Origin of the sequence: Delftia sp. WSY_10 (assembly GCF_043104705.1) — a bacterium.
GTDB lineage: Bacteria > Pseudomonadota > Gammaproteobacteria > Burkholderiales > Burkholderiaceae_C > Comamonas > Comamonas tsuruhatensis.
Genome location: NZ_JBICKY010000035.1, coordinates 94,313 through 116,979, shown reverse-complemented (window position 1 = coordinate 116,979; position 22,667 = coordinate 94,313). Strand labels below are relative to the sequence as shown.

General features: G+C 64.0%; 22 protein-coding genes and 4 tRNA genes. 18 read left to right on the top strand and 8 right to left on the bottom strand.

Annotation, left to right across the window (positions count from 1 at the left end; translation table 11 throughout):
* Positions 1 to 142: 142 nt before the first annotated feature.
* Positions 143 to 1,339 (bottom strand): amino acid aminotransferase, encoded by a 1,197-nt coding sequence (locus ACF8ML_RS16260; protein ID WP_016447126.1) that lies wholly within the window; start codon positions 1,337 to 1,339, stop codon positions 143 to 145.
* A gap of 128 nt (positions 1,340 to 1,467) precedes the next feature.
* Between ACF8ML_RS16260 and uvrB the strand changes: the two genes are divergently transcribed.
* The 17 genes from uvrB (at position 1,468) to ACF8ML_RS16175 (ending at position 13,153) form a co-directional block, all read left to right on the top strand.
* Positions 1,468 to 3,555: an excinuclease ABC subunit UvrB gene (gene uvrB / locus ACF8ML_RS16255; RefSeq protein WP_034365932.1), complete on the top strand. Its 2,088-nt coding sequence runs from the start codon at positions 1,468 to 1,470 to the stop codon at positions 3,553 to 3,555.
* A gap of 225 nt (positions 3,556 to 3,780) precedes the next feature.
* A complete protein-coding gene (gene iscR, locus ACF8ML_RS16250) occupies positions 3,781 to 4,317 on the top strand; it encodes a Fe-S cluster assembly transcriptional regulator IscR (protein WP_012205825.1) in 537 nt (178 codons plus the stop codon).
* Positions 4,318 to 4,451: 134 nt separating this feature from the next.
* Positions 4,452 to 5,672, top strand: coding sequence for an IscS subfamily cysteine desulfurase (locus tag ACF8ML_RS16245; RefSeq protein ID WP_392407408.1), 1,221 nt, complete (start codon positions 4,452 to 4,454; stop codon positions 5,670 to 5,672).
* Between the two features lie 43 nt (positions 5,673 to 5,715).
* Positions 5,716 to 6,114, top strand: coding sequence for a Fe-S cluster assembly scaffold IscU (gene iscU, locus ACF8ML_RS16240; RefSeq protein WP_016447123.1), 399 nt, complete (start codon positions 5,716 to 5,718; stop codon positions 6,112 to 6,114).
* A 1-nt stretch (position 6,115) separates the two neighbouring features.
* Positions 6,116 to 6,439: an iron-sulfur cluster assembly protein IscA gene (iscA, locus tag ACF8ML_RS16235; protein ID WP_016447122.1), complete on the top strand. Its 324-nt coding sequence runs from the start codon at positions 6,116 to 6,118 to the stop codon at positions 6,437 to 6,439.
* A gap of 116 nt (positions 6,440 to 6,555) precedes the next feature.
* Positions 6,556 to 7,074 carry a Fe-S protein assembly co-chaperone HscB gene (hscB, locus tag ACF8ML_RS16230; protein ID WP_212645384.1) on the top strand — a complete coding sequence of 173 codons (519 nt, stop codon included), beginning with the start codon at positions 6,556 to 6,558 and terminating at the stop codon, positions 7,072 to 7,074.
* Between the two features lie 84 nt (positions 7,075 to 7,158).
* Complete coding sequence (gene hscA, locus ACF8ML_RS16225; RefSeq protein ID WP_016451691.1) at positions 7,159 to 9,027, top strand: Fe-S protein assembly chaperone HscA; 1,869 nt, start codon at positions 7,159 to 7,161, stop codon at positions 9,025 to 9,027.
* A 25-nt stretch (positions 9,028 to 9,052) separates the two neighbouring features.
* On the top strand, positions 9,053 to 9,391 hold the full coding sequence (fdx, locus tag ACF8ML_RS16220) for an ISC system 2Fe-2S type ferredoxin (protein WP_013802212.1): 339 nt from the start codon (positions 9,053 to 9,055) through the stop codon (positions 9,389 to 9,391).
* An 11-nt stretch (positions 9,392 to 9,402) separates the two neighbouring features.
* Positions 9,403 to 10,119, top strand: a complete 717-nt coding sequence (gene dnaQ, locus ACF8ML_RS16215; RefSeq protein ID WP_017403941.1) for a DNA polymerase III subunit epsilon — start codon at positions 9,403 to 9,405, stop codon at positions 10,117 to 10,119.
* Positions 10,120 to 10,161: 42 nt separating this feature from the next.
* Positions 10,162 to 10,236, top strand: a tRNA-Val gene (locus ACF8ML_RS16210).
* 37 nt (positions 10,237 to 10,273) lie between these two features.
* Positions 10,274 to 10,348: transfer RNA gene (locus tag ACF8ML_RS16205), tRNA-Val, on the top strand.
* Positions 10,349 to 10,388: 40 nt separating this feature from the next.
* Positions 10,389 to 10,463: transfer RNA gene (locus tag ACF8ML_RS16200), tRNA-Val, on the top strand.
* A 40-nt stretch (positions 10,464 to 10,503) separates the two neighbouring features.
* Positions 10,504 to 10,578, top strand: a tRNA-Val gene (locus ACF8ML_RS16195).
* Positions 10,579 to 10,737: 159 nt separating this feature from the next.
* The gene (locus ACF8ML_RS16190) at positions 10,738 to 11,838 is read left to right on the top strand and encodes an NAD(P)/FAD-dependent oxidoreductase (protein WP_017405839.1); all 1,101 of its coding nucleotides are present in this window, start codon (positions 10,738 to 10,740) and stop codon (positions 11,836 to 11,838) included.
* Between the two features lie 201 nt (positions 11,839 to 12,039).
* Positions 12,040 to 12,351 carry a DUF883 domain-containing protein gene (locus tag ACF8ML_RS16185; protein WP_016447117.1) on the top strand — a complete coding sequence of 104 codons (312 nt, stop codon included), beginning with the start codon at positions 12,040 to 12,042 and terminating at the stop codon, positions 12,349 to 12,351.
* An 8-nt stretch (positions 12,352 to 12,359) separates the two neighbouring features.
* On the top strand, positions 12,360 to 12,779 hold the full coding sequence (locus ACF8ML_RS16180; RefSeq protein WP_392407405.1) for a phage holin family protein: 420 nt from the start codon (positions 12,360 to 12,362) through the stop codon (positions 12,777 to 12,779).
* A 2-nt stretch (positions 12,780 to 12,781) separates the two neighbouring features.
* A complete protein-coding gene (locus ACF8ML_RS16175; protein ID WP_017405841.1) occupies positions 12,782 to 13,153 on the top strand; it encodes a hypothetical protein in 372 nt (123 codons plus the stop codon).
* 84 nt (positions 13,154 to 13,237) lie between these two features.
* On the opposite strand, the gene ACF8ML_RS16170 is transcribed toward ACF8ML_RS16175, so the two are convergent.
* Positions 13,238 to 14,284, bottom strand: coding sequence for a quinone-dependent dihydroorotate dehydrogenase (locus ACF8ML_RS16170; protein WP_046239218.1), 1,047 nt, complete (start codon positions 14,282 to 14,284; stop codon positions 13,238 to 13,240).
* Positions 14,285 to 14,318: 34 nt separating this feature from the next.
* Between ACF8ML_RS16170 and rpiA the strand changes: the two genes are divergently transcribed.
* On the top strand, positions 14,319 to 15,011 hold the full coding sequence (gene rpiA, locus ACF8ML_RS16165; RefSeq protein WP_392407404.1) for a ribose-5-phosphate isomerase RpiA: 693 nt from the start codon (positions 14,319 to 14,321) through the stop codon (positions 15,009 to 15,011).
* 30 nt (positions 15,012 to 15,041) lie between these two features.
* Here the strand turns inward: rpiA and ACF8ML_RS16160 are convergent, their stop codons facing one another.
* The 6 genes from ACF8ML_RS16160 to ACF8ML_RS16135 form a co-directional block, all read right to left on the bottom strand.
* Positions 15,042 to 15,416 carry a hypothetical protein gene (locus ACF8ML_RS16160; RefSeq protein ID WP_223275203.1) on the bottom strand — a complete coding sequence of 125 codons (375 nt, stop codon included), beginning with the start codon at positions 15,414 to 15,416 and terminating at the stop codon, positions 15,042 to 15,044.
* 39 nt (positions 15,417 to 15,455) lie between these two features.
* Complete coding sequence (locus ACF8ML_RS16155; protein ID WP_392407402.1) at positions 15,456 to 16,145, bottom strand: glutaredoxin family protein; 690 nt, start codon at positions 16,143 to 16,145, stop codon at positions 15,456 to 15,458.
* Between the two features lie 206 nt (positions 16,146 to 16,351).
* Positions 16,352 to 18,400 carry a M3 family metallopeptidase gene (locus ACF8ML_RS16150; protein ID WP_017405846.1) on the bottom strand — a complete coding sequence of 683 codons (2,049 nt, stop codon included), beginning with the start codon at positions 18,398 to 18,400 and terminating at the stop codon, positions 16,352 to 16,354.
* Between the two features lie 75 nt (positions 18,401 to 18,475).
* The gene (folD, locus tag ACF8ML_RS16145) at positions 18,476 to 19,330 is read right to left on the bottom strand and encodes a bifunctional methylenetetrahydrofolate dehydrogenase/methenyltetrahydrofolate cyclohydrolase FolD (RefSeq protein ID WP_016447109.1); all 855 of its coding nucleotides are present in this window, start codon (positions 19,328 to 19,330) and stop codon (positions 18,476 to 18,478) included.
* A gap of 89 nt (positions 19,331 to 19,419) precedes the next feature.
* Complete coding sequence (locus ACF8ML_RS16140; protein WP_012205807.1) at positions 19,420 to 20,070, bottom strand: response regulator transcription factor; 651 nt, start codon at positions 20,068 to 20,070, stop codon at positions 19,420 to 19,422.
* Positions 20,067 to 22,640: a PAS domain-containing sensor histidine kinase gene (locus ACF8ML_RS16135; RefSeq protein WP_016447108.1), complete on the bottom strand. Its 2,574-nt coding sequence runs from the start codon at positions 22,638 to 22,640 to the stop codon at positions 20,067 to 20,069. The genes ACF8ML_RS16140 and ACF8ML_RS16135 overlap by 4 nt, the downstream gene beginning before the upstream one ends.
* Positions 22,641 to 22,667 lie beyond the last annotated feature (27 nt).

Genomic DNA, 22,667 nt, shown 5'->3' with positions numbered 1-22,667 from the left:
CGCACCGGTACCCGCGCAGCCCTGGCGCATACCGGACTGCCAGGATGCAAAAATCGCCCGCACAAAGAAAATGCCGCCAGGGCAGGGAGCGCTGGCGGCATGCCTTCTCACCCGGCGCAGGGCCAGGTGGCTGGAGTGGCGGTCAGACCACCTTGGCGATCGACTGGCAGACGTAGTCGATATTCTTGCTGTTGAGCGCGGCCACGCACATGCGGCCCGTGTCCGTGCCGTAGACGCCGAACTCGGTGCGCAGGCGCACCATCTGGTCCTTGCTCAGGCCGGAGTAGCTGAACATGCCGATCTGCGTGGTGATGAAGCTCATGTCCTGCTGGACGCCGGCAGCCTTCAGGCCATCCACCAGCTTCTGGCGCATGGCCTTGATGCGCACGCGCATCTCGCCCAGTTCCTTTTCCCACAGGGCGCGCAGCTCGGGGTTGTTCAGCACGGCCGCCACCACGGCGCCACCATGGGTGGGCGGGTTGGAATAGTTGGTGCGGATCACGATCTTGAGCTGGCTCAGCACGCGGGCCGCCTCTTCCTTGTCGTTGGCGACCACCGACAGTGCGCCCACGCGCTCGCCGTACAGGCTGAAGCTCTTGGAGAACGAGGTCGAGACGAAGATGTTCAGGCCGGCGGCCACGAACTTGCCGATCACGGCGCCGTCTTCGGCAATGCCGTGGCCAAAGCCCTGGTAGGCCATGTCAAGGAAGGCCACCAGGCCCTTGGCCTTGACGGCGGCAATCACCTGGTCCCACTGCTCGGCCGTGATGTCGTAGCCGGTCGGGTTATGGCAGCAGGCGTGCAGCACCACGATGGTGCCAGGGGCCGCTGCGTTCAGGTCGGCCAGCATGCCTTCGAAGTTCACCTTGCGGTTGACGGCGTCGTAGTAGGCATAGGTGCCCACCTCGAAACCGGCGTTCGTGAAGATGGCCTTGTGGTTTTCCCAGCTCGGGTCGGAGATCAGCACCTTGGCAGCGGGGCTGATCTTCTTGAGGAAGTCGGCGCCGATCTTCAGGCCGCCGGTGCCGCCGATGGCCTGCACCGTGGACACGCGGCCGGACTTGACGACGTCGGACTCGGCGCCGAACACCAGGCCCTTGACTGCGGCATCATAGGCAGCGATGCCGTCGATGGGCAGGTAGCCGCGGGCCGTGGGCTTGTCCATCATCGCCTTCTCGGCGGCCTGCACGCACTCGAGCAGGGGCAACTTGCCGTTGTCGTCGAAGTACACGCCCACGCCCAGATTCACCTTGCTGGGGTTGGTGTCGGCAGCGAACTGCTCGTTCAGACCCAGGATGGGGTCGCGGGGGGCCATTTCGACGGCGGTAAACAGAGACATGAAGCGTCCTTGGGATGTCTTGGGAGGTGGAAAAAACGCGGCTAGCCCCAAGCTGCGGTAGGCTTTCGGGTTAACCCATGAATTCTAGCGATCTCGCCGGCCGATACCCACTTTTGCGAACCCACGTCATGCACGAAGTCTCTGATTCCTCTCCAGCACCTGCGGCCTCGGGCCAGTTCGTGCATTTCGCGGACTCCCCCTTCGAGCTGTTCCAGCCCTATCCGCCGGCCGGCGATCAGCCCGCCGCCATTGAAAAGCTGGTCGAAGGCATCCAGGACGGCGAATCCTTCCAGACCCTGCTGGGCGTGACGGGCTCGGGCAAGACCTTCACCATGGCCAACGTGATCGCCCGCCTGGGTCGTCCGGCCATCGTCTTCGCACCCAACAAGACACTGGCCGCACAGCTGTACAGCGAGTTCCGCGAGTTCTTTCCCAAGAACTCCGTCGAGTACTTCGTCAGCTACTACGACTACTACCAGCCCGAGGCCTACGTGCCCCAGCGCGACCTTTTCATCGAAAAGGACAGCGCCATCAACGAGCACATCGAGCAGATGCGGCTTTCGTGCACCAAAAGTCTCATGGAGCGGCGCGACGTGGTCATCGTGGCCACGGTCTCGGCCATCTACGGCATCGGCGAACCCGAAAGCTACCACCGCATGATCATGACGCTGCGTACCGGCGACCGCATCAACCAGCGCGACGTCATCGCGCAGTTGATCCGCATGCAGTACCAGCGCAACGACCAGGACTTCAGCCGCGGCAAGTTCCGCGTGCGCGGCGACACCATCGATGTCTTCCCCGCCGAGCATTCCGAGCTGGCCATCCGCATCGAACTCTTCGACGACGAGGTTGAAAGCCTGCAACTGTTCGACCCGCTCACGGGCCGCGTACGCCAGAGCATTCCGCGCTTCACTGTCTACCCCAGCAGCCACTACGTCACGCCGCGCGACAAGGTGCTGGCCGCCGTGGAAACCATCAAGCTGGAACTGGCCGAGCGGCTCAAGCAACTGGTGGGTGACGGCAAGCTGGTCGAGGCCCAGCGCCTGGAGCAGCGCACGCGCTTCGACCTTGAAATGCTCACCGAGGTCGGCCACTGCAAGGGCATCGAGAACTACACGCGCCACCTCTCCGGCGCAGCCCCGGGCGAGCCCCCCAGCACATTGACCGACTACCTGCCCAGCGACGCGCTCATGTTCCTGGACGAGAGCCACCAGATGATCGGTCAGCTCAACGCCATGTACAGCGGCGATCGCTCGCGCAAGACCACGCTCGTGGAGTACGGCTTTCGGCTGCCGTCGGCGCTGGACAACCGGCCGCTGAAATTCGAGGAATTCGAGCGGCGCATGCGCCAGGTCATCTTTGTCTCGGCCACGCCGGCAGACTACGAAAAAACCCACTCAGGTCAGATCGTGGACCAGGTTGTGCGCCCGACGGGGCTGATCGACCCCGAAATCGAAGTGCGCCCAGCCACCAACCAGGTGGATGACGTGCTGCAGGAAATCCGCCTGCGCGTCGAGCGCGGGGAGCGTGTTCTCATCACCACGCTCACCAAGCGCATGGCCGAGCAGCTCACCGACTACCTGAGCGAAAACGGGGTCAAGGTGCGCTATCTGCACTCCGACGTGGAGACGGTGGAGCGCGTGGAGATCATTCGTGACCTGCGTCTGGGCGTCTTCGACGTTCTCGTGGGCATCAACCTGCTGCGAGAGGGCTTGGACATCCCTGAAGTCTCGCTGGTCGCCATCCTCGATGCCGACAAGGAAGGCTTTCTTCGCGCCGAGCGAAGTCTCATCCAGACCATCGGCCGCGCAGCACGCAACCTGCACGGCAAGGCCATCCTCTACGCGGACAGGATCACGGAGTCGATGAAGAAGGCCATCGGCGAGACCGAGCGCCGCCGCGCCAAGCAAATGGCGTTCAACGAGGAAAACGGCATTGAACCCAAGCAGATTGTCAAGCGGGTGAAAGACCTGATTGATGGTGTCTACAGCGAAAAAAGCGGCAAGGAAGCGGAACGTCTGGAGGCCAATCAGCTCGAAAGAGCGCGTGTCGAGGACATGTCCGAAAAAGATGTGGCCAAGGAAATCAAGCGTCTGGAGAAGCAGATGCTTGAACATGCGCGCAGCCTGGAGTTCGAACAGGCGGCGCGGGTGCGCGATCAGCTGGCACTGCTCAAGGAGCAACTGTTCGGAGGCTCTTCCGCGCAGGTTTCCTGAGGCGGTGCCTTGTCTGAAGCCTGTTGGCTCTTGTTACCCGACAAAATTGATGGGGAATGTGGTACACTCAGGGTCAACACTCAACAACAACAAAAACTTCGATGAAAAGAAGGGCTCTGAACCTTTTGAACAGGACGGAGTAAGGGCGGAGACTGTGCCCAACTCCAGTCAAATCGCTGGAGCGGGTGTTTCTGTAACGTACAAGCCTGACTGAAGGAGCTCGTAATGCGTCTCACCACCAAAGGCCGTTTTGCGGTCACTGCCATGATCGATCTGGCCCTGCGCCAGAACAATGGCCCTGTTACGCTGGCTGCCATCAGCCAGCGACAGCAGATTTCCCTGTCGTATCTCGAACAGCTGTTCGGCAAGCTGCGCCGCCATGAACTCGTCGAGTCCACCCGTGGACCCGGCGGCGGCTACACGCTGGCCCGCAAGGCTGGCGACATCACCGTGGCCGACATCATCGTTTCCGTTGACGAGCCCATTGACGCCACCCAATGCGGCGGCAAGGAAAATTGTCTGGGCGAAGCAGGCCGCTGCATGACGCATGAACTGTGGGCGGCATTGAATCAGCGCATGGTCGAGTTCCTCGATTCCGTGACGCTGCAAAAGCTCGTCGACGAACAATTGGCCAAGGGCATCCAGATCGAGGACAAGCCCGTAGTGCGTCGTGCGATTTCCACGGCTCCCGTGGTCAAGCCCATCCGCGTGAATGCACCGAACTCGGTATTCGCGCTGGGCAACGCCTTCGCCAAGTCCTGATCGACTTTTGACACCCTGAGGGCAGGGCGCCGCTGCGCATGGCTGTGTGGCGCGGTGCTGCCCGCCCGGATGGATTCACCGGAGTTCATCGCCTTCCCGATTTTTGCCAGCCGGAACTTTGATAAGAGCCAGTCATGGACATGACCCCGCATTTCCCCATCTATCTCGACTATGGCGCGACCACTCCCGTGGACCCTCGCGTGGTGGACGCCATGATCCCATGGTTGCGTGAGCACTTCGGCAACGCTGCATCGCGCAGCCATGCCTGGGGTTGGGAGGCCGAAGAGGCCATCGAGAAGGCCCGCGGCCAGGTGGCGGATCTGATTGGCGCGGATCCCCGTGAAATTGTGTGGACCAGTGGCGCGACCGAGTCCATCAATCTTGCCATCAAGGGTGCGGCGCACTTCTATCAAGGCAAGGGCAAGCATCTGATCACGCTCAAGACCGAGCACAAGGCCGTGCTCGACACCATGCGTGAACTCGAGCGCCAGGGGTTTGAAGTGACCTACATGGACGTGGAGCCTGATGGTCTGCTCGACATTGAGGCATTCAAGGCCGCGCTGCGTCCCGATACTATCTTGGTGAGCGTGCTCTTCGTGAACAACGAAATCGGCGTCATCCAGGACATTCCCACGATTGGCGCGCTGTGCCGCGAGAAGGGCATCCTGTTCCATGTGGATGCTGCGCAGGCTACGGGCCGCGTGGAGATCGACATGTCCAAGTTGCCGATCGACCTGATGAGCATGACCGCGCACAAGACCTACGGTCCCAAGGGCGTGGGTGCCCTGTACGTGCGCCGCAAGCCGCGTGTGCGCCTGGAGGCGCAGATCCACGGCGGTGGTCATGAGCGTGGCATGCGTTCGGGTACGCTGCCCACGCACCAGATCGTCGGCATGGGCGAGGCTTTCCGCATCGCCAAGGAAGAGATGGTCGAGAGCAATGCCAAGGCCTATGCGCTGCAACAGCGCCTGCTCAACGGTTTGAAGGATCTGGAACAGGTCTTCATCAACGGCAGCATGGAGCACCGTGTGCCTCAGAACCTGAACATGAGCTTCAACTTCGTCGAAGGCGAGTCGCTCATCATGGGCATCAAGGGGCTGGCAGTGTCGTCGGGCTCCGCTTGCACTTCGGCCAGCCTGGAGCCCAGCTATGTGCTGCGTGCCCTCGGCCGCAGTGACGAGCTGGCGCACAGCAGCCTGCGCATGACCATCGGCCGTTTCACGACCGAGGAAGAAATCGACTACGCGATCAGCACCATCCGCACCAATGTGGTCAAGCTGCGCGAACTCAGCCCGCTGTGGGAGATGTACAAGGACGGCATCGACCTCAGCACCATCCAGTGGGCGGCGCACTGAGCGTCGGCCGGCACGCGAATCAAGTATTGAAGAGGTAGACATCATGGCTTATTCCGACAAAGTGGTAGACCACTATGAAAACCCCCGCAACGTGGGTTCGTTCGACAAGAGCGACGAATCGGTGGGCACCGGCATGGTCGGCGCGCCTGCCTGTGGCGACGTGATGAAGCTGCAGATCAAGGTCAACCCCGAAACCGGCGTCATTGAAGATGCCCGTTTCAAGACCTATGGCTGTGGTTCGGCAATCGCCTCGTCTTCGCTGGTGACCGAGTGGGTCAAGGGCAAGACGCTGGATGAAGCGGCTGCGCTGAAGAACAGCCAGATCGCCGAAGAACTGGCCCTGCCTCCCGTCAAGGTGCACTGCTCCATCCTGGCCGAAGACGCCATCAAGGCCGCAGTGGACGACTACCGTGCCAAGCGCACTGCGGTGGTGGCCGCCTGATATGGCGATCTCGCTGACCGAGTCCGCGGCCCGCCATGTGAGCCGCTACCTGTCGCGCCGCGGCAAGGGCATCGGCGTGCGCCTTGGGGTCAAGACCACGGGCTGCTCCGGGCTGGCCTACAAGCTGGAGTATGTGGACGAACAGTTGCCCGAGGATGTGATCTTCGAGGACCACGGCATCAAGGTGCTGGTCGACCCCAAGAGCCTGGCCTATATCGATGGCACGGAACTGGACTTTGTGCGTGAAGGCTTGAACGAAGGCTTCAAGTTCCACAACCCCAACGAGCGCGATCGCTGCGGCTGCGGCGAGAGCTTTCGCATCTGACCGGCATTTGCCGGGGGGCCAGGCTCTGGTGGCCTGGCGGCATGCCCGGCAGGCCCTGACTTTTCTACTCCCTCAAGAGGCCGCCATCGCTTCGGTGCTGGCGGCTTTTTATCGACATGAACCTGCAATCGGACGATTTCGAGCTGTTTGCGCTGCCGCGCCAATTTGCGCAGGAGCGCAGCACCATTGACGCGCGCTGGAAGGAGTTGCAGCGCGAGGCCCATCCTGACCGCTTTGCCTCGCAGGGCGCAGCTGCGCAGCGTGTGGCCATGCAATGGTCGGTACGCATCAACGAGGCCTACCAACGGCTGAAAGAGCCGCTCAGGCGAGCAGCCTATCTTTGCGAATTGCTGGGTGCACCCGTGCGTGCCGAGGACAACACCTCCATGCCCACCGCCTTTTTGATGCAGCAGATGGAATGGCGCGAGGCGCTGGACGATGCGCAGGACGAGGCGGCCTTGGACGCGCTGGACGGCGAAGTGTCGCGGGCCAGAAAGAGCATGCTGGCCGAATGCGGCCGCCAGCTCGATGAACTGCACGATGCCCAGGCGGCCGTGCAGCAGGTCAGAGCCCTCATGTTTGTTGCGCGATTTGCGCAGGACATAGAGCGTCGCCGCGATCAACTGGGACAATAGTCCGCGACCCGAACCTCCCACGAGAGTCCCTTATTCACAAGGCAGGCCGGCCGGCCCGGACCTGCAATTTCCCCGAGTATTTCCATGGCGCTTTTGCAGATTTCCGAACCCGGTCAGTCCCCCGATCCCCACCAGCGACGCATTGCCGTGGGTATCGACCTGGGCACCACCCATTCGCTGGTCGCCGCAGTCCGCAATGGCGTGGCCGAATGCCTGCCGGATGATCAGGGTCAGGTACTGCTGCCTTCCGTCGTGCGCTATCTGCCCCAGGGGCGCCGCGAGATCGGCTACGCCGCGCAGGCGGCGCTGTCCACCGATGCGGGCAACACCATCGCCTCGGCCAAGCGCTTCATGGGCCGCACGCTGGCGGACATCGACGCGCCGGAGAAGCTGCCTTACCGCTTTGCTGAGCAAGAAGCCGGTCGTGGCGTGATCGGGATCGAGACCATCGATGGCACGAAGACCCCCGTGGAAGTCAGCGCCGAGATCCTGGCCACGCTGCGCTTTCGCGCCGAGGACACCTTCAACGACGACATCCATGGCGCGGTCATCACCGTGCCAGCCTACTTTGACGACGCGCAGCGCCAGGCCACCAAGGATGCGGCCAAGCTCGCCGGCATCAACCTGCTGCGGCTGATCAACGAGCCCACGGCTGCCGCCATTGCCTATGGCCTGGACAACGGCTCCGAAGGCGTTTACGCCGTCTACGATCTGGGTGGCGGCACTTTCGATATTTCGGTCCTGCGCCTGTCCCAGGGTGTGTTCGAGGTCGTCTCCACGGGGGGGGACTCGGCCTTGGGTGGCGATGACTACGATGCGGCATTGGCTGAGTGGGTGGCCCAGCAGACCGGCGTGGTTCCGCAGACCGCCGAGGACAAGGCCCGCTGGCGCATGGCGGCACGCCTTTGCAAGCAGGCATTGACGGATGCTCAGGCCGCCACGTTCACGGCAGAGCTGTCCACCGGCACTGTGCATTTCGATGTCAAGCGTGGCGACTTCGATGCGAGCACGGCCCATCTGACGGCGCGCTCGCTGGCGGCGGTGCGCCGCGCACTCAAGGACGCTGGCCTGACGCGCGACGAGGTGCAGGGCGTGGTCCTGGTCGGTGGTTCCACCCGCATGCCCCAGGTGCGCGAGGCAGTGGCCCAGTTCTTTGGCCGCGACCCTCTCGTCAACCTCAATCCCGATGAAGTCGTGGCGTTGGGCGCTGCCATTCAGGCCAATCAACTCGCGGGCAACAGTTCCAGCGGCGACATGCTGCTGCTGGATGTGATTCCCCTGTCGCTGGGTGTGGAGACCATGGGCGGTCTGGTGGAGCGCATCATCACGCGCAACGAGACCATTCCCACGGCCCGCGCCCAGGACTTCACCACCTACAAGGACGGGCAGACGGCCCTGGCCATTCATGTGGTGCAGGGTGAGCGCGATCTTGTGGCGGACTGCCGCAGCCTGGCGCGTTTTGAACTGCGCGGCATCCCGCCCATGGCAGCCGGCGCGGCGCGCATCCGCGTGACCTTCACCGTGGATGCCGACGGCCTGCTGTCGGTGGGTGCCAAGGAGCAGATCAGCGGCGTCGAGGCGCATATCCATGTCAAACCCTCGTACGGCCTCTCGGACGACGAGGTCGCCCGCATGCTGCAGGACGGCTTTGCCACGGCCCAGCAGGACATTCAGGCGCGCGCGCTGGTGGAGGCGCGTGTCGATGCCGACCGCATGCTCATGGCCACGGAGAGCGCGCTGCAGGCCGATGGCGATGTGCTGGCTGCAGACCAGCGCGCAGCCATCGACGCTCTGGTCGACGCCCTGCGCGCCAGCGTGGGCTCCGAGGATGCCGCCGTCATCGAGGCCGCAACACAGGCGCTGGCCAAGGGCACGGAGTCCTTTGCCGCCGAGCGCATGAACCGCAGCATCCAGCAGGCCCTGGCCGGCAAGAGCGTGCAATCCCTTTCCTGATTTCTGATCCGAACGCAGATCCGCCATGCCCGTTATCAAAATACTTCCCCACGCCGAATACTGTCCTCAAGGTGCCGAAATCGAGGCGCCTGCCGGCACCTCCATCTGCGAGGCACTGCTGGACAACAACATCAAGATCGAGCACGCCTGCGACATGAGCTGTGCATGTACCACCTGCCACGTGGTGGTCAAGGCAGGCTACAACTCGTTGAACGAGGCCGAGGAAGAGGAAGAAGACCTGCTGGACCGCGCATGGGGCCTGCAGCCGCAGTCCCGCCTGTCCTGCCAGGCCATCCTGGCGCGCGAGGACGTGACCATCGAGATTCCCAAGTACTCGCTCAACCACGCCAAGGAAAACCACTGAGGACCCAGCACATGTCGCGTCAAATCATTCTCGACACGGAAACCACGGGCCTGTCCGCCGACAACGGCGACCGGCTGATCGAGCTGGGGTGCGTGGAGATGGTCAACCGCAAGCTGACCGGCAACAACCTGCATCTGTACTTCAATGCGGGGCGCGACAGCCATCCGGACGCGCTGCGCGTGCACGGCATCACCACCGAGTTCCTCAGGGACAAGCCTCGCTTCGAGCAAAAGGTCGATGAGATCTGGGAGTATCTGCAAGGCGCTGAACTCATCATTCACAACGCGCCTTTCGATCTGGGATTCCTGAACAAGGAGCTGGAGCTTGCCAACCGCCCGCCGATCAGGCAGTGCGTGAGCGGCGTCATCGACACCCTGGTCATGGCCAAGGAAATGTTCCCAGGCAAGCGCAACTCGCTGGACTCGCTGTGCGACCGTCTGGAAGTGGACAACTCCGGGCGCACGCTGCACGGCGCCTTGCTGGATGCGGAACTGCTGGCCGATGTCTACATCAACCTCACGCGAGGCCAGGAGGCCCTGCTGATGGTGGAGGAGCCGGCCCAGTCCGAGGGCGGCCTGGTGGTCGCGCAGGTCGATCTGCGCAGCTTCAGGCTGCGCGTGGTGAGCGCCAATGATCAGGAGCTGGCCGCGCACGAGGACGTGATGGTGCAGATGGATAAATCGAGCGGCGGCAAGACAATTTGGCGCAGCTTCGAAAATCAGTCCTAGAAGTTATGACATAATCTAAGTCTTGTCGCAGTAACGACATATGGGTGATTAGCTCAGCGGTAGAGCACTGCCTTCACACGGCAGGGGTCACATGTTCGATCCATGTATCACCCACCAGTTTTTCCAGGGAAGCGGGCCTCACAGCCGGCTTCATGGGTGATTAGCTCAGCGGTAGAGCACTGCCTTCACACGGCAGGGGTCACATGTTCGATCCATGTATCACCCACCAGTTTTTTCCAAGGAAGCATGGCCTCGCAGCCATGCTTCACGGGTGATTAGCTCAGCGGTAGAGCACTGCCTTCACACGGCAGGGGTCACATGTTCGATCCATGTATCACCCACCAATTTTTTCCAAGGAAGCACGGCCTCGCAGCCGTGCTTCATGGGTGATTAGCTCAGCGGTAGAGCACTGCCTTCACACGGCAGGGGTCACATGTTCGATCCATGTATCACCCACCATTCAAGCCCTCCTGAAACTTGTTCAGGAGGGCTTTTCCGTTTTGGTTGCTCCCATTTGTTCCAGGTCCTGGATATTCCAGTGCAGCCCGGTGATCTGCGGCGTATTCGTATCTGGCGCGGTCTGATAATCAGTGGCTGAACGACGAAAGGGCAGGCAGGATGAGCGAGCAGGTCGATTGCGTGGTGGTGGGGGCGGGCGTCGTGGGGTTGGCCGTGGCCAGGGCCCTGGCGTTGCAGGGCAGGGAAGTCATGGTGCTGGAGGCAGCTGAAGCCATTGGTACGGGTACCAGTTCGCGCAACAGCGAGGTCATCCATGCCGGCATCTACTATCCCCAGGGTTCGCTGAAGGCCCGGTTTTGCGTCGAAGGCCGCCAGCGTCTCTATGCCTATTGCGAGGAACGCGGCGTTGCCCACCAGCGCTGCGGCAAGCTCATCGTGGCAACGGATGAGGCGCAGCGCGGCCAGCTCCAGGCCATTGCGCGCAAGGCCGAGGCCAATGGCGTCAATGACCTGCGCTGGCTGGATGGCCCCGAGGCACGGGCCTTGGAGCCTGCGCTGCAGTGTGTGGCGGCACTGCATTCGCCCAGCACCGGCATCATCGACAGCCACGGCCTGATGCTGGCTCTGCAGGGCGATCTCGAAAACGCAGGCGGCATGGTGGTCTGCCATGCCGAGGTGCAGGAGGCCGCTGCCACGTCTGGCGGCGTGTGGCTGCGCACCGCCGATGGCACGCAGCTGCAGGCGCGTAGCCTGGTCAATGCGGCAGGCCTGAATGCCCCGTTGCTGGCGGCGCGCCTGCAAGGCTTTCCGCAGCAGTTGGTTCCACGCGCCTTCTATGCCAAGGGCAACTATTTCACGCTGTCCGGGCGCGCGCCGTTCTCGCGCCTCATCTATCCCGTGCCCGAGGCTGCAGGTCTGGGCGTGCATCTCACGCTGGACATGGGTGGACAGGCCAAGTTCGGCCCCGATGTGCAGTGGGTGGAAAGCGCAAGCGATCTGCAGGTCGATCCAGCGCGCGCCGACGCCTTCTATGCAGAGATCCGCCGGTACTGGCCGGCCCTGGCCGATGGCGCGCTGGTGCCCGGCTACGCTGGCATCCGTCCCAAGATCAGCGGTCCTGGCGAGGCGGCGGCAGACTTCACGATCCAGGGACCGCAGGTCCATGGCGTTGCGGGCGTGGTGCAGTTGCTGGGCATCGAATCGCCGGGTCTGACCAGCTGCCTGGCCATCGGCGCACATGTGGCGAAGTTGCTGGCCTGATGGTCTGCCGGTCCACGACACACGGCCACGGCAGGCCTTGTCTGACAAGGCTCAGGCCCCCTCGCTTCCCGGAAGCCAGGGAACAATTGGATAAGATGCTTGCATGTAACAAGGGCCTGCCCATGTTGCGTGACAGGTATCGGGCGACATGATTGCCTGCTCCCCGCTGTATTTGTTTTCACCTCAATAGAAAGGCTCATCATGACGAAGTCGATCACTGAAACCGTCTCCACCGCGCAAGCCGATCTTGAAAAACTGGTCAGCGACCTGCGTGGCCTGCTGTCTGCCAAGGAGCTGGATGCCGTGCCGGAAATCCACATGCTGCGCCAGCGTATCGATGACGGCATGTCCAATGTGCGTGACTCGGCTGTGCGCGCCGCGCAGGAAGCGGCCCGCCAAGCCAAGGATGCCGCCTATGCGGCGGATCGCTATGCCCACGACGAGCCGTGGCGTGTGGCTGGCGCGGCCCTGGCTGTGGGCGCCTTGCTGGGCTTCATGCTGGGCCGTCGCTGATCAACGGCATGCCTGACCAGAAAAGGATGCCTGTGAACTGGATTTCCCTTCTGGGTTTGGATGCCTGGGTGGCGCGCTGGCGTGCTGCCGTGATCGAGCTGGCCATTGCCGCCGAGGACCGTACTGACCTGGCTCGGCTTGAATGGGTCCAGCACAAGCGCAGCATGCAGACCGTGGTCGTGCTGCTGATCGCGCTGGCCGGACTCAGCGTCGTGGTCATGCTCATGCTGTCCGTGGCGGTGCTGGTGCAGTTCTGGGACACCGAGCACCGCGTGATGGTGGCCTGGCTGCTGTTTGGCGGCTGGCTGGCTATCCTTGCAATTGCCTTGTGGCAGTTGCTTGCGGCCGTACGACGCCTGGCACGCCCTTTCATCCTCACCCGCAACGAGCTGAGCCATGACTGGCAGGCGCTGAAGAAGAGGCTGTAACCATGGTCAATGCTTCCAATGCTTCCCAGTCCCGCGACGAGGTTGCGTCGCCCAGGCCCACGGGCCCCAATGCGGCGCTGTGGCCCACTTCCACCGTGGAGCAGCAGCAGGTGATGCAGCGCATTGCCCAGCAGCGCGAGCGCCTCAGGGCGCGCTCGGCGGCCGTGGCCCAGGCCCGGGCGCTGAGCCGTGCCGCCACACACGTGCGCCCGGATGCACCGCTGATCGAGCGCGTCGCAACGTTTGCGCGTCTGCACCCCGTGGCCGTGGGCGTGGCGGCTGCCGCTGCCTTGGTCATGGGGCCGCGCAAACTGATCCGCATCGGCACCACACTCATGCCTTTGCTGGCACGCCTTCAGCAGCGCAGGGGCTGAGATAACGCCTTGCAAGGCTTCTTGCACAACAAACGCCCGGCATGCCGGGCGTTTTCTTTGGTCAGCACGCGGATTACGCGGCAGTCAACGCAGTTGCGCGATGGCCCGTGCGGCCTCTGGTACCAGGCAGGGGCCCCGATAGATCAGGCCGCTGTAGATCTGGACCACATCGGCGCCCGCCCGGATCTTGCTGACCGCATCTTCGCCGCTGAGAATGCCTCCCACGCCGATGATGGGGTAGCGGCTTCCCAGCGCAGAGCGCAGTTGGCGGATGACCTGGTTGCTGGCCTCCAGCACCGGCGCGCCGGAAAGGCCGCCCGTTTCCTCGGCGTGGGGCAGGCCCTTGACGGCATCCCGGCTGATCGTGGTGTTGGTGGCGATCACGCCGTCCATGCCGTGGCGCTGCAGCGTGGTGGCGATGACGCCGACCTGCTCCTCATCCAGGTCGGGTGCGATCTTCACGAACACCGGCGCCCGCTTGCCGTGCTGCGTGGCCAGTTGCTCGCGCCGCTCGGCAATCGCTCCCAGCAAGGCATCCAGCGCTTCGTCGCTTTGCAGGGCACGCAGATTCTTGGTGTTGGGCGAGCTGATGTTCACCGTCACGTAGTCGGCATGCGGGTAGACGCCATCGAGCGCCTTGAGGTAGTCGCTGGTGGCTTCTTCGATGGGCGTGCTGGCGTTCTTGCCGATGTTCAGCCCCAGCAGCATGGGCTTGCCCATGGCGCGGGCCTGTGAGCGCTTGACGTTGCTCAGGAAGGCATCGAGGCCTTCGTTGTTGAAGCCCAGTCGGTTGATCAGCGCATTGCGTTCGGGGATGCGGAACATGCGCGGCTTGGGGTTGCCGGGCTGCGCGCGCGGAGTCACGGTGCCCACCTCGACGAAGCCGAAGCCCATGGCGGCCAGCGCATCGATACAGCGTGCGTTCTTGTCCAGGCCTGCAGCCATGCCGACGCGATTGGGGAACCTGAGTCCGGCAAGCTCGACGGGATCACTCACCATGGGTTGGGCCCAGGCCTGCTGCAGGAGCGTGTTCTGCCCCTTTGCCATCAGGTTCATCGTGAGATCGTGGGCGGATTCGGGGTCCATGCCGAAGAGAAAGGGACGGGTCAGGGCGTAGGGGATCAAAGACATGGGGATAATCGAAGGATTACCTGGATTTTCCCTCATGACGACATCTGCTGCCTCTTTTTCCCAAGATGAACTCAAAGCCCTGGTCGGGCAAGCCGCTCTGGCCTACGTAGTGCCCGGCGAAATCGTCGGCGTCGGCACGGGCTCGACGGTCAACAAGTTCATCGATGCGCTGGCCTCCATCAAGGACCAGATCCCTGGGGCCGTGTCCAGCTCCGTGGCCAGCACCGAGCGCCTGAAGGCGCTGGGCATCAAGGTGCTGGATGCCAACGAGGTGGACCGCCTGTCGGTATACATCGATGGCGCCGACGAGATCGACGGCCGGGGCTACATGGTCAAGGGCGGGGGCGCGGCACTGACGCGCGAGAAAATCGTTGCGGCGCTGGCCGAGCGCTTTGTCTGCATCGCCGATACCTCCAAGCGCGTCGAGGTGCTGGGAGACTTTCCGCTGCCGGTGGAGGTGATTCCCATGGCTGCTGCCCAGATTGCCCGGCGTTTCGAGGCCAGGGGTGGCCGGGCCGAGATCCGCATGAAGGACGGCGCTCCTTTGGTGACGGACAACGGCCAGCACATTCTTGATGTGCGCGGCCTGAAGATTGCTGAGCCGCTGGCCTTTGAGTCCGAGGTCAACCAGTGGCCCGGCGTGGTCACCGTGGGCGTTTTTGCGCACCAGAAGGCATCGGTCTGCCTGCTGGGCACGCCTGAAGGCGTGCAGACGCTCGACTACTGAGGCAGGAAGCCGGTCCTGGCCTCTCGGCTGCTAGCCGATGCTCTCGAACACCGCAGCGCCTGCGGTCCAGACGAGCAGGGCCATGCCACCGAGACACAGCGCGCGCAATGAAGCTTGCGTGCGCTGTTTTTTGATGCGCTGAATGAGCCAGGTGACGGCCGCCAGCCCGGCGTAGATGGCAAAGAAGCCAGCCGTCGTCATGTAGTAGGCCAGGCGGTTGAGACCGTTGCCCAGGCCTCCGTCATGCATGAACCACAGCGTGATCAGGCAGGGCACCAGCACCAGGCAGGTTAGCCGCAACGGCTCTCGCCACGAAGGCCTTGCCACCAGTACCCACCCGATGAGCGCAGGCAGGCCCACAAGAATGCCCAGCCTGGCCAAGGTCCAGGCCACGTCGGACAGCATGGAATCCACGGCCGGGCTCCTGACTGCGGCAGTGTCTGCCTAGAAGCTCAGGCCTGCGGGGTTGTCGCTGGTGCGTGCACCAGGCGCGGGGGCGGGTATGGGGGCGCGCCTGTTTGCCTGCTCCACGGCGGTGGGTGCTGCGGCGGGCGCTGATGCGGCCGGTGCGGCAGGCTTGGGTGTGGTCAGGGGCTGCGCGGGTGGCCGCTTGTACTGGGCAGGCAGCTGGGAGCTTGCGGGGTAGCCTGCGGCATCCAGGTACTGCGTCCATTCGCTGGAGGAGAAGCCGGTCAGAAACTGCTTGCCGATGGTGGCAAACGGCAGTCCGGTCTGCCCGCTGAGCTTGTTCAGGGCTGCCGCGTCCGCCTCGGTCTGCACCAGGCGCTCGGCATAGGGGATGCCCCGGGACTGCAGCAACTGACGAGCGCTATCGCAAGGCGTGCAATCGGACGAGGAGTACAGCGTCACTGGAAAGCGGCTCGCAATCTGGCGCAGCGCATAGGGCAGGCCTGCGTTGCTGTCCGAGGCGCCCGCCACTGCCTGGGCGGCGGGCGCTGCCTGCGGCTGTGCGCTTTGGGCGGGGCGGTCCGAGAAGGTGACTTTTCCATCCGGCCCGACGATACGGTAGACCTGCTGTGCGGCGGCTGGCAGCGCGGCGGCAAGGCAGGCGAGGGCGAGGCATGGCATCAGGTGGCGCAGGGCGCCGTGGCCAAGGCTGGGAGAAGACTGCATGGACGATCTCGGTTTCGGAAGAAGGGTTTCGTGCCGGGGCGGCGACCACTCGCCGGATGGATGCCCGCACAGGAGTGCCTGCAAGCATAGCGTGCCATTCATCCTGGGCCATCTTCTGGAGTCGCAGGATGTGGCTGCGCGTCCGGTGGAGTTGCCGGGCCAGGAAAAAGCGCCCCATCGGGGCGCTGCAGACCGGGTTGCCAGGCTCAGGCCTCGGCCATGCCCTGGTGGCGCAATAGCGCGTCCAGCTGGGGTTCGCGGCCACGGAAGGCCTTGAACGACTCCATCGCCGGGCGGGATCCGCCGGCTTCAAGAATGGCCTCGCGGTAGCGGCGGCCTGTCTCGGGGTTGGGGGTTCCATCGGCCAGCATGGTTTCCTCGAAGGCCGCATAGGCATCCGCCGAGAGGACTTCGGCCCACTTGTAGCTGTAGTAGCCCGCTGCGTAGCCGCCTGCAAAGATGTGGCTGAAGGTATGGGCCGAGCGGCTGTAGGCGGGCGAGGGCAGCACGGCCACTTCGGCGCGAACCTGGGCCAGCAGCGGCATGATGTCGGCCTTCGGATCGTGCTCGGTGTGCAGCAGCATGTCGAACAGCGAGAACTCGATCTGGCGCAGCGTCTGCATGCCAGACTGGAAGTTCTTGGCCGCGATCATCTTGTCGTACAGTGCGCGCGGCAGTGGCTCGCCCGTGTCCACGTGGGCGGTCATGTGCTTGAGCACTTCCCACTCCCAGCAGAAGTTTTCCATGAACTGGCTCGGCAGTTCCACCGCGTCCCATTCCACGCCCGCGATGCCCGAGACATCGCGCTCGTTGACCTGGGTCAGCATGTGGTGCAGGCCATGGCCTGTCTCATGGAACAGCGTGATCACGTCATCGTGCGTGAGCAGGGCCGGCTTGCCGTCAACGCCGGTGGCAAAGTTGCAGACCAGGTGCGCGACCGGCGTCTGCAGCTTGTGGCTATCGGGGCGCAGCCAGCGGGTGCGTACATCGTCCATCCAGGCGCCGCCGCGCTTGCCCGAACGTGCGGGCTGGTCCAGGTAGAACTGGCCGACCAGTTGGGGGCCTTGCGGCGTGCTGCGCTCGATGCGATAGAACTCGACAGCGGGATGCCACACCGGCGCCACGTCGCGGCGGATGGCCACGTCGAACAGCGTCTCCACGATCTTGAACAGTCCGGCCAGTACCTTGGGGGCGGGGAAGTATTGCTTGACCTCTTGCTCGCTGAAGGCATAGCGCGCTTCCTTGAGCTTTTCGGAGATATAGGCCCAGTCCCAGGGCTGGGGATCGGCCAGGCCCAGTTCCTTGCGTGCGAAGCTGCGCAGGTCGGCGACATCCTTTTCGGCATAGGGGCGGGCGCGGTGCGCGAGGTCACGCAGGAAGTCGATCACCTGCTGCGGAGAATGCGCCATCTTGGGAACCAGCGAGATCTCGCCGAAGTTGCGGTAGCCCAGCAGCTGCGCCTCTTCCTTGCGCAGGGCAAGTATTTCGGAAATGTTGGCCGTGTTGTCGAAGCGGCGGGCATCGCCCTCTGCCTGGTCGGAGGCGCGTGTCACATAGGCGCGGTAGAGCTTCTCGCGCAGCGCGCTGCTGGTGGCGAACTGCATCACGGGCAGGTAGCAGGGCATCTTCAGCGTGAGCTTGAAGCCTTGCTTGCCTTCGGCTTCGGCGGCGGCACGGGCGGCCTGGCACACGTCCTGGGGCACACCGTCCAACTCATCGGCCGTGGCGTAGTAGGCAAATGCATCGGTGGCATCCAGCGCGTTCTCGCTGAACTTCTGCGTGAGTTCGGCCGAGCGTTCCTGAATCTTGGCAAAGCGCAGCTTGGCTTCACCCTGCAGCTCCGCGCCAGACAGCACGAAATTGCGCATGGCATGGTCCCAGGCGGCGCGCTGCTCCACGTTGAGCGTGGCAGGGTCGATGGCCTTGTACTTGGCGTACAGCCGCTCGTCGGCGCCCAGGCGCGTCCAGAACTCGGTGACCTTGGGCAGGGATTCGTTGTAGGCAGCGCGCAGCTCGGGTGTATCGGCCACGCTGTTGAGGTGGCTGACGGCGCCCCAGGCGGTTCCCAGCTTCTCGGTGGCGACATCGAGCACGGCGGAGATCGAATCCCAGCGCGCGGGGAAGTCAGGTGCCGTGACGGTCTCCAGGGCCTCGCAGGCCCCGGTCAGAAGATGGTCGATGGCCGGGCCGACGTCGGCGGGGCGGATGCGATCGAACAGGGGCAGGTCGGAGGATTCGAGGAGGGGATTGCTCATGCGTGTCAGATGCCGTCGGGTGCATTGAAATCAAGCGGCTCCCCGGGGAGCCGCCCGATGCTTGTCAGCTCCTGGTCAGCCGGCGGCGCGCTCGGCCGCCTCCATGGTGTTGACCAGCAGCATGGTAATCGTCATGGGGCCGACGCCGCCCGGCACGGGGGTGATGAAGCCGGCCACTTCCTTGACACCGTCAAAGTCCACGTCGCCGCAGAGCTTGCCTTCGTCGTTGCGGTTCATGCCCACGTCGATGACCACGGCGCCAGGCTTGCACATGTCTGCGGTCAGCACATTGCGCTTGCCCACGGCGGCGACCACGATGTCGGCCTGGCGCGTCATGGCGGCCAGGTCCGCCGTGCCGCTGTGGCAGATGGTGACGGTGGCATTGGCGGCCAGCAGCATCATGGCCATGGGCTTGCCGACGATGTTGGAGCGGCCGATGACCACGGCGTGCTTGCCGCGCAGGTCCTTCATGCCGATGGATTCGAGCATCTTCATGCAGCCATAGGGCGTGCAGGCCTTGAAGCCGACTTCGCCCACCATCAGCGCGCCGGCGCTGGCTACGTGAAAGCCATCCACATCCTTGAGCGGCGAGATGGTCTCGATGACCTTGTGGTCGTCGATGTGGGCGGGCAGCGGCAGCTGGACCAGGATGCCGTGGATGTCGGGGTCGTTGTTCAGCGCCTCGACGCGGGCCAGCAGTTCGGCTTCTGTCATCGAGGCGTCGTACTTCTCCAGTACGGAATGAAAGCCTGCGTCCTCGCAGGCCTTGACCTTGTTACGCACATAGACCTGGGAGGCCGGGTTGTCGCCGACCAGGACCACGGCCAGGCCGGGCGTGGTCCCTCGGGCCTTCAGGGCAGTGGCGCGCTGTGCGACTTCGGCACGCAGTTGGCGGGAGAGGGCGTTGCCGTCGATGAGTTGGGCTGTCATTGCAGTGGATACCAAAATAAAAATGCTGCTAGGGCTTGTTGGTCAAGCGCTAGCAGCCCTTTGAAAAAAGCAGGGGATGGCGTCGGTGCTTATCCTGCGACGGCCGCCTTGGCCGCCGCAGCGGTCTGGCCCTGGCCCAGGGCGATCTTGAGCAGGTCGGCCACGGTGTTGGCGTTGAGCTTTTCCATGATGTTGGCGCGGTGCGCCTCCACGGTCTTGATGCTGATGCCCAGATCGTCGGCGATCTGCTTGTTCAGGCGGCCGGCGACGATGCGCTCGAGCACCTGGGCTTCGCGGCTGGTCAGCTTGGCCAGCAGGGCGTCGCGGCTGGCGGCCTGCTGGTGGCCGGCAAAGGCTTCGCGGGCATGGTCCAGCATGCGCTCGACCAGGTTCAGCAGTTCTTCCTCGTTGAACGGCTTCTGGATGAAGTCCAGTGCGCCCTTCTTCATGGTGTTCACCGCCATGGGCACGTCGCCGTGGCCGGTGATGAAGACGATGGGCAGGGGAGACTTGCGTTCGATCAGTCGGTCCTGCAGTTCCAGGCCGGTCATGCCGCCCATGCGGATGTCGACGATGAGGCAGGCGATTTCGCGTGGGTCGTAGCGCGAGAGGAAGGTCTCGGCCGAGTCGAAGCAGCGCACACGATAGTCCTTGCCCTCCAACAACCATTGCAGCGAATCACGAACCGCTTCGTCGTCATCAACTACGTACACAGTGCCTTTTTTGGGGATCAAGCTCATGCAATCGTCCTTGTTGTGGGTTCAATGGTCGCTGCCGGCGTTGTCGCGTCGCCCGGCGGGGCCAGCGGCAGCCAGAATGAAAATCGGCAGCCGACAACCTCGGAACCATTGTAGAGGTTCTCGGCACGCATACGGCCCTGGTGGGACTCGACAATGCTGCGGCACAGATTCAGGCCCATGCCCATGCCTTCGCTCTTGGTGGTGAAGAAGGCCTCGAAGAGGCGCTCCAGCACCTCGGGCGGCAAGCCCTTGCCGGTGTCCTGCACGTTGAATTCGATGACGCGCTGGTCCTCGATGGTGCGCGGCACCACGCGCAGTTCCACGTTGCGCTGGTGGCTGGGTCGGCCCGATTGCTCGATGGATTCGGCGCCGTTCTTCATGAGGTTGACCAGCACCTGCTCGATGAGGATGGTGTCGGCCATGATGGCCGGCATGCGCTCGGCCACGTGGTAGGTCAGCTGTACATTGCGGCGGCGCAGCTCGATGCCGGCCAGCTCCACCGCCTCGCTGACCATGTCGGTGACCTGGGCCAGGGTGCGGTTGGGTTCGCTGCGCTTGACGAAGGAGCGTATGCGCAAAATGATCTGGCCCGCGCGCTGCGCCTGGTGGGCGGTCTTCTCCAGCGCGAACTTCATCTGCTCCTCGGTCAGCGTGCCTTTTTCGAGGCGCGTGAGCATGCCGCTGCAGTAGTTGCTGATGGCGGTCAGCGGCTGGTTGAGTTCGTGGGCCACGCTGGAGGCCATCTCGCCCATGGTGATCAGGCGGCTGACGGACTGGGCGTGCTCGGCCTGGCGATCGGCCTGCTCCTCGGCCAGGCGGCGCGGCGTGATGTCGGTGGCGATCACCATTTGCGCCAGGCGTCCGTCCACCCAGCTCAGGTAGCGCGAGCGCACTTCCAGCCACTTGCCCAGTTCGGGCAGATAGATCTCGGCGTTCTCGCTGCGTGCGCTGGTCAGCGAGTCGGTGGGCAGGCCCATCAGGCCATCCTCATCGTCCATGCCCTGCGGCTGAGAGCGCACGGGCAGCACGCCGGCCTGGGCGACGAGCTGCAGATGGCCATCGGTCTGCGAGCCGAACCATTGCCGGTACAGCTTGTTGGCGAACAGCAGCTCGGCGCTGCCAAGCGGGGCGACGGACACCGAGGCGTCCAGCGCCTCCAGCACGATGGTGAAGCGCTCGTAGGAGGCCGACAACTGCTCGCGGATGCGGTTGGGCTCGGTGATGTCGGTCATGGACGACATCCAGCCCGTGTGCTGGCCGTGGGCGTCGATCAGCGGCGAGACATACAGGCGCGCGTCGAACTGCGTGCCGTTCTTGCGCTGCACGCGCACCTGAAAGCCCCCGACGATGGTCTTGCCCGACAGCTCCTCGCGCAGCTTGGAGTGCAGGTTGTCGTAGTCGTTGTCGGGCCAGTAGGAATAGGGCGGCATCTGGCCGACGAGTTCGGATTCGCTCCATCCCGTCATCTGGCAGAAGGCGGCGTTCACGTAGGTGATGCGGCCTTGCAGGTCCAGCGCGCGCATGCCGGTGAGCACCGAGTTCTCCATGGCGCGGCGGAAATTGGTTTCGGCAACCAGGGCTTCCTGCGCGCGCTGGCGGCGTCGCGTGTGGCGCCAGGTGGCCAGCAGCAGCCATGCCGTCATCGCGCTGAGCGTGCCCACCAGCCAGAACAGGCCGCTGCCCACCACGCCCAGCGAGGTGCGGTAGGCCTGTGCGCGCAGCACCAGACTGTTGCCCACGGGGGCGACCGGAGCCTCGTCCTCATTGGCCACCGTGCGCCAGCGCAGCAGGTCGGTGGCATTTTGCTTGCGCGGCGTCAGCGGTGTGCCGGCCAGAACCTGGCCCCGGCTGTCGAGCATGGTCATGGCATAGCGGGCCATGATTTCGGTGGGCGTGCCGTAGCGCAGCAGGCTGTCCACGGAATACTCGCCCAGCAGCTCGCCGATGTAGCGGCCGTCCTGCGCCAGCGGCACATGCAGCTGCAGCAGCGGCGCGGCCTCGCCCTTGTGGGCCAGGCCTTGCACGTAGATGGGCTGCTGCATCTCGCGCGCGAGCTGGTAGGCCTCCAGGGCGTCACCGGCGCGCAGGACCTCGCGGGGGATGCGCAACTGGTCGCTGCTCACGGTGGGGGCGGACTGGCTGGCCAGAATGCGGCGTTGGGAGTCGATCCAGGTGATGGACTGCAGTTCGGGATACTGGCTGATGAGCGCTTCCGCGCGGCTGGCGAAATCGGACTCGGCCAGATCGTGGTTGCTGATGTCGCGCGCCATGCGCATCAGTTGCTCCTGGCGCTCCAGCAGGCGCAGGCGCACGCGCTGCTGGGCATATTCCACGTCGCGGTGCAACGCTTCCTTCTCGCGGTCGATCTCCTCCATGCGCAGATACCAGAACGACGCGACGATGGCGGCCATGAACATCAGTACGGCGGCCAGCGGGGCGAGTGCCGCAAAGCGGTCCTGGCGCGTGGGGGAAAGACTGCGCCACCAGCTGCGCCACCAGCGCACTGGCGCGGCCACGCCTGCCATGGGGGCAGGGCTGTGCGTGCCGTGCTCGGAAGGGGAGGATTGCATGCGCCCAGTGTAGGGGAGAGTCTGACT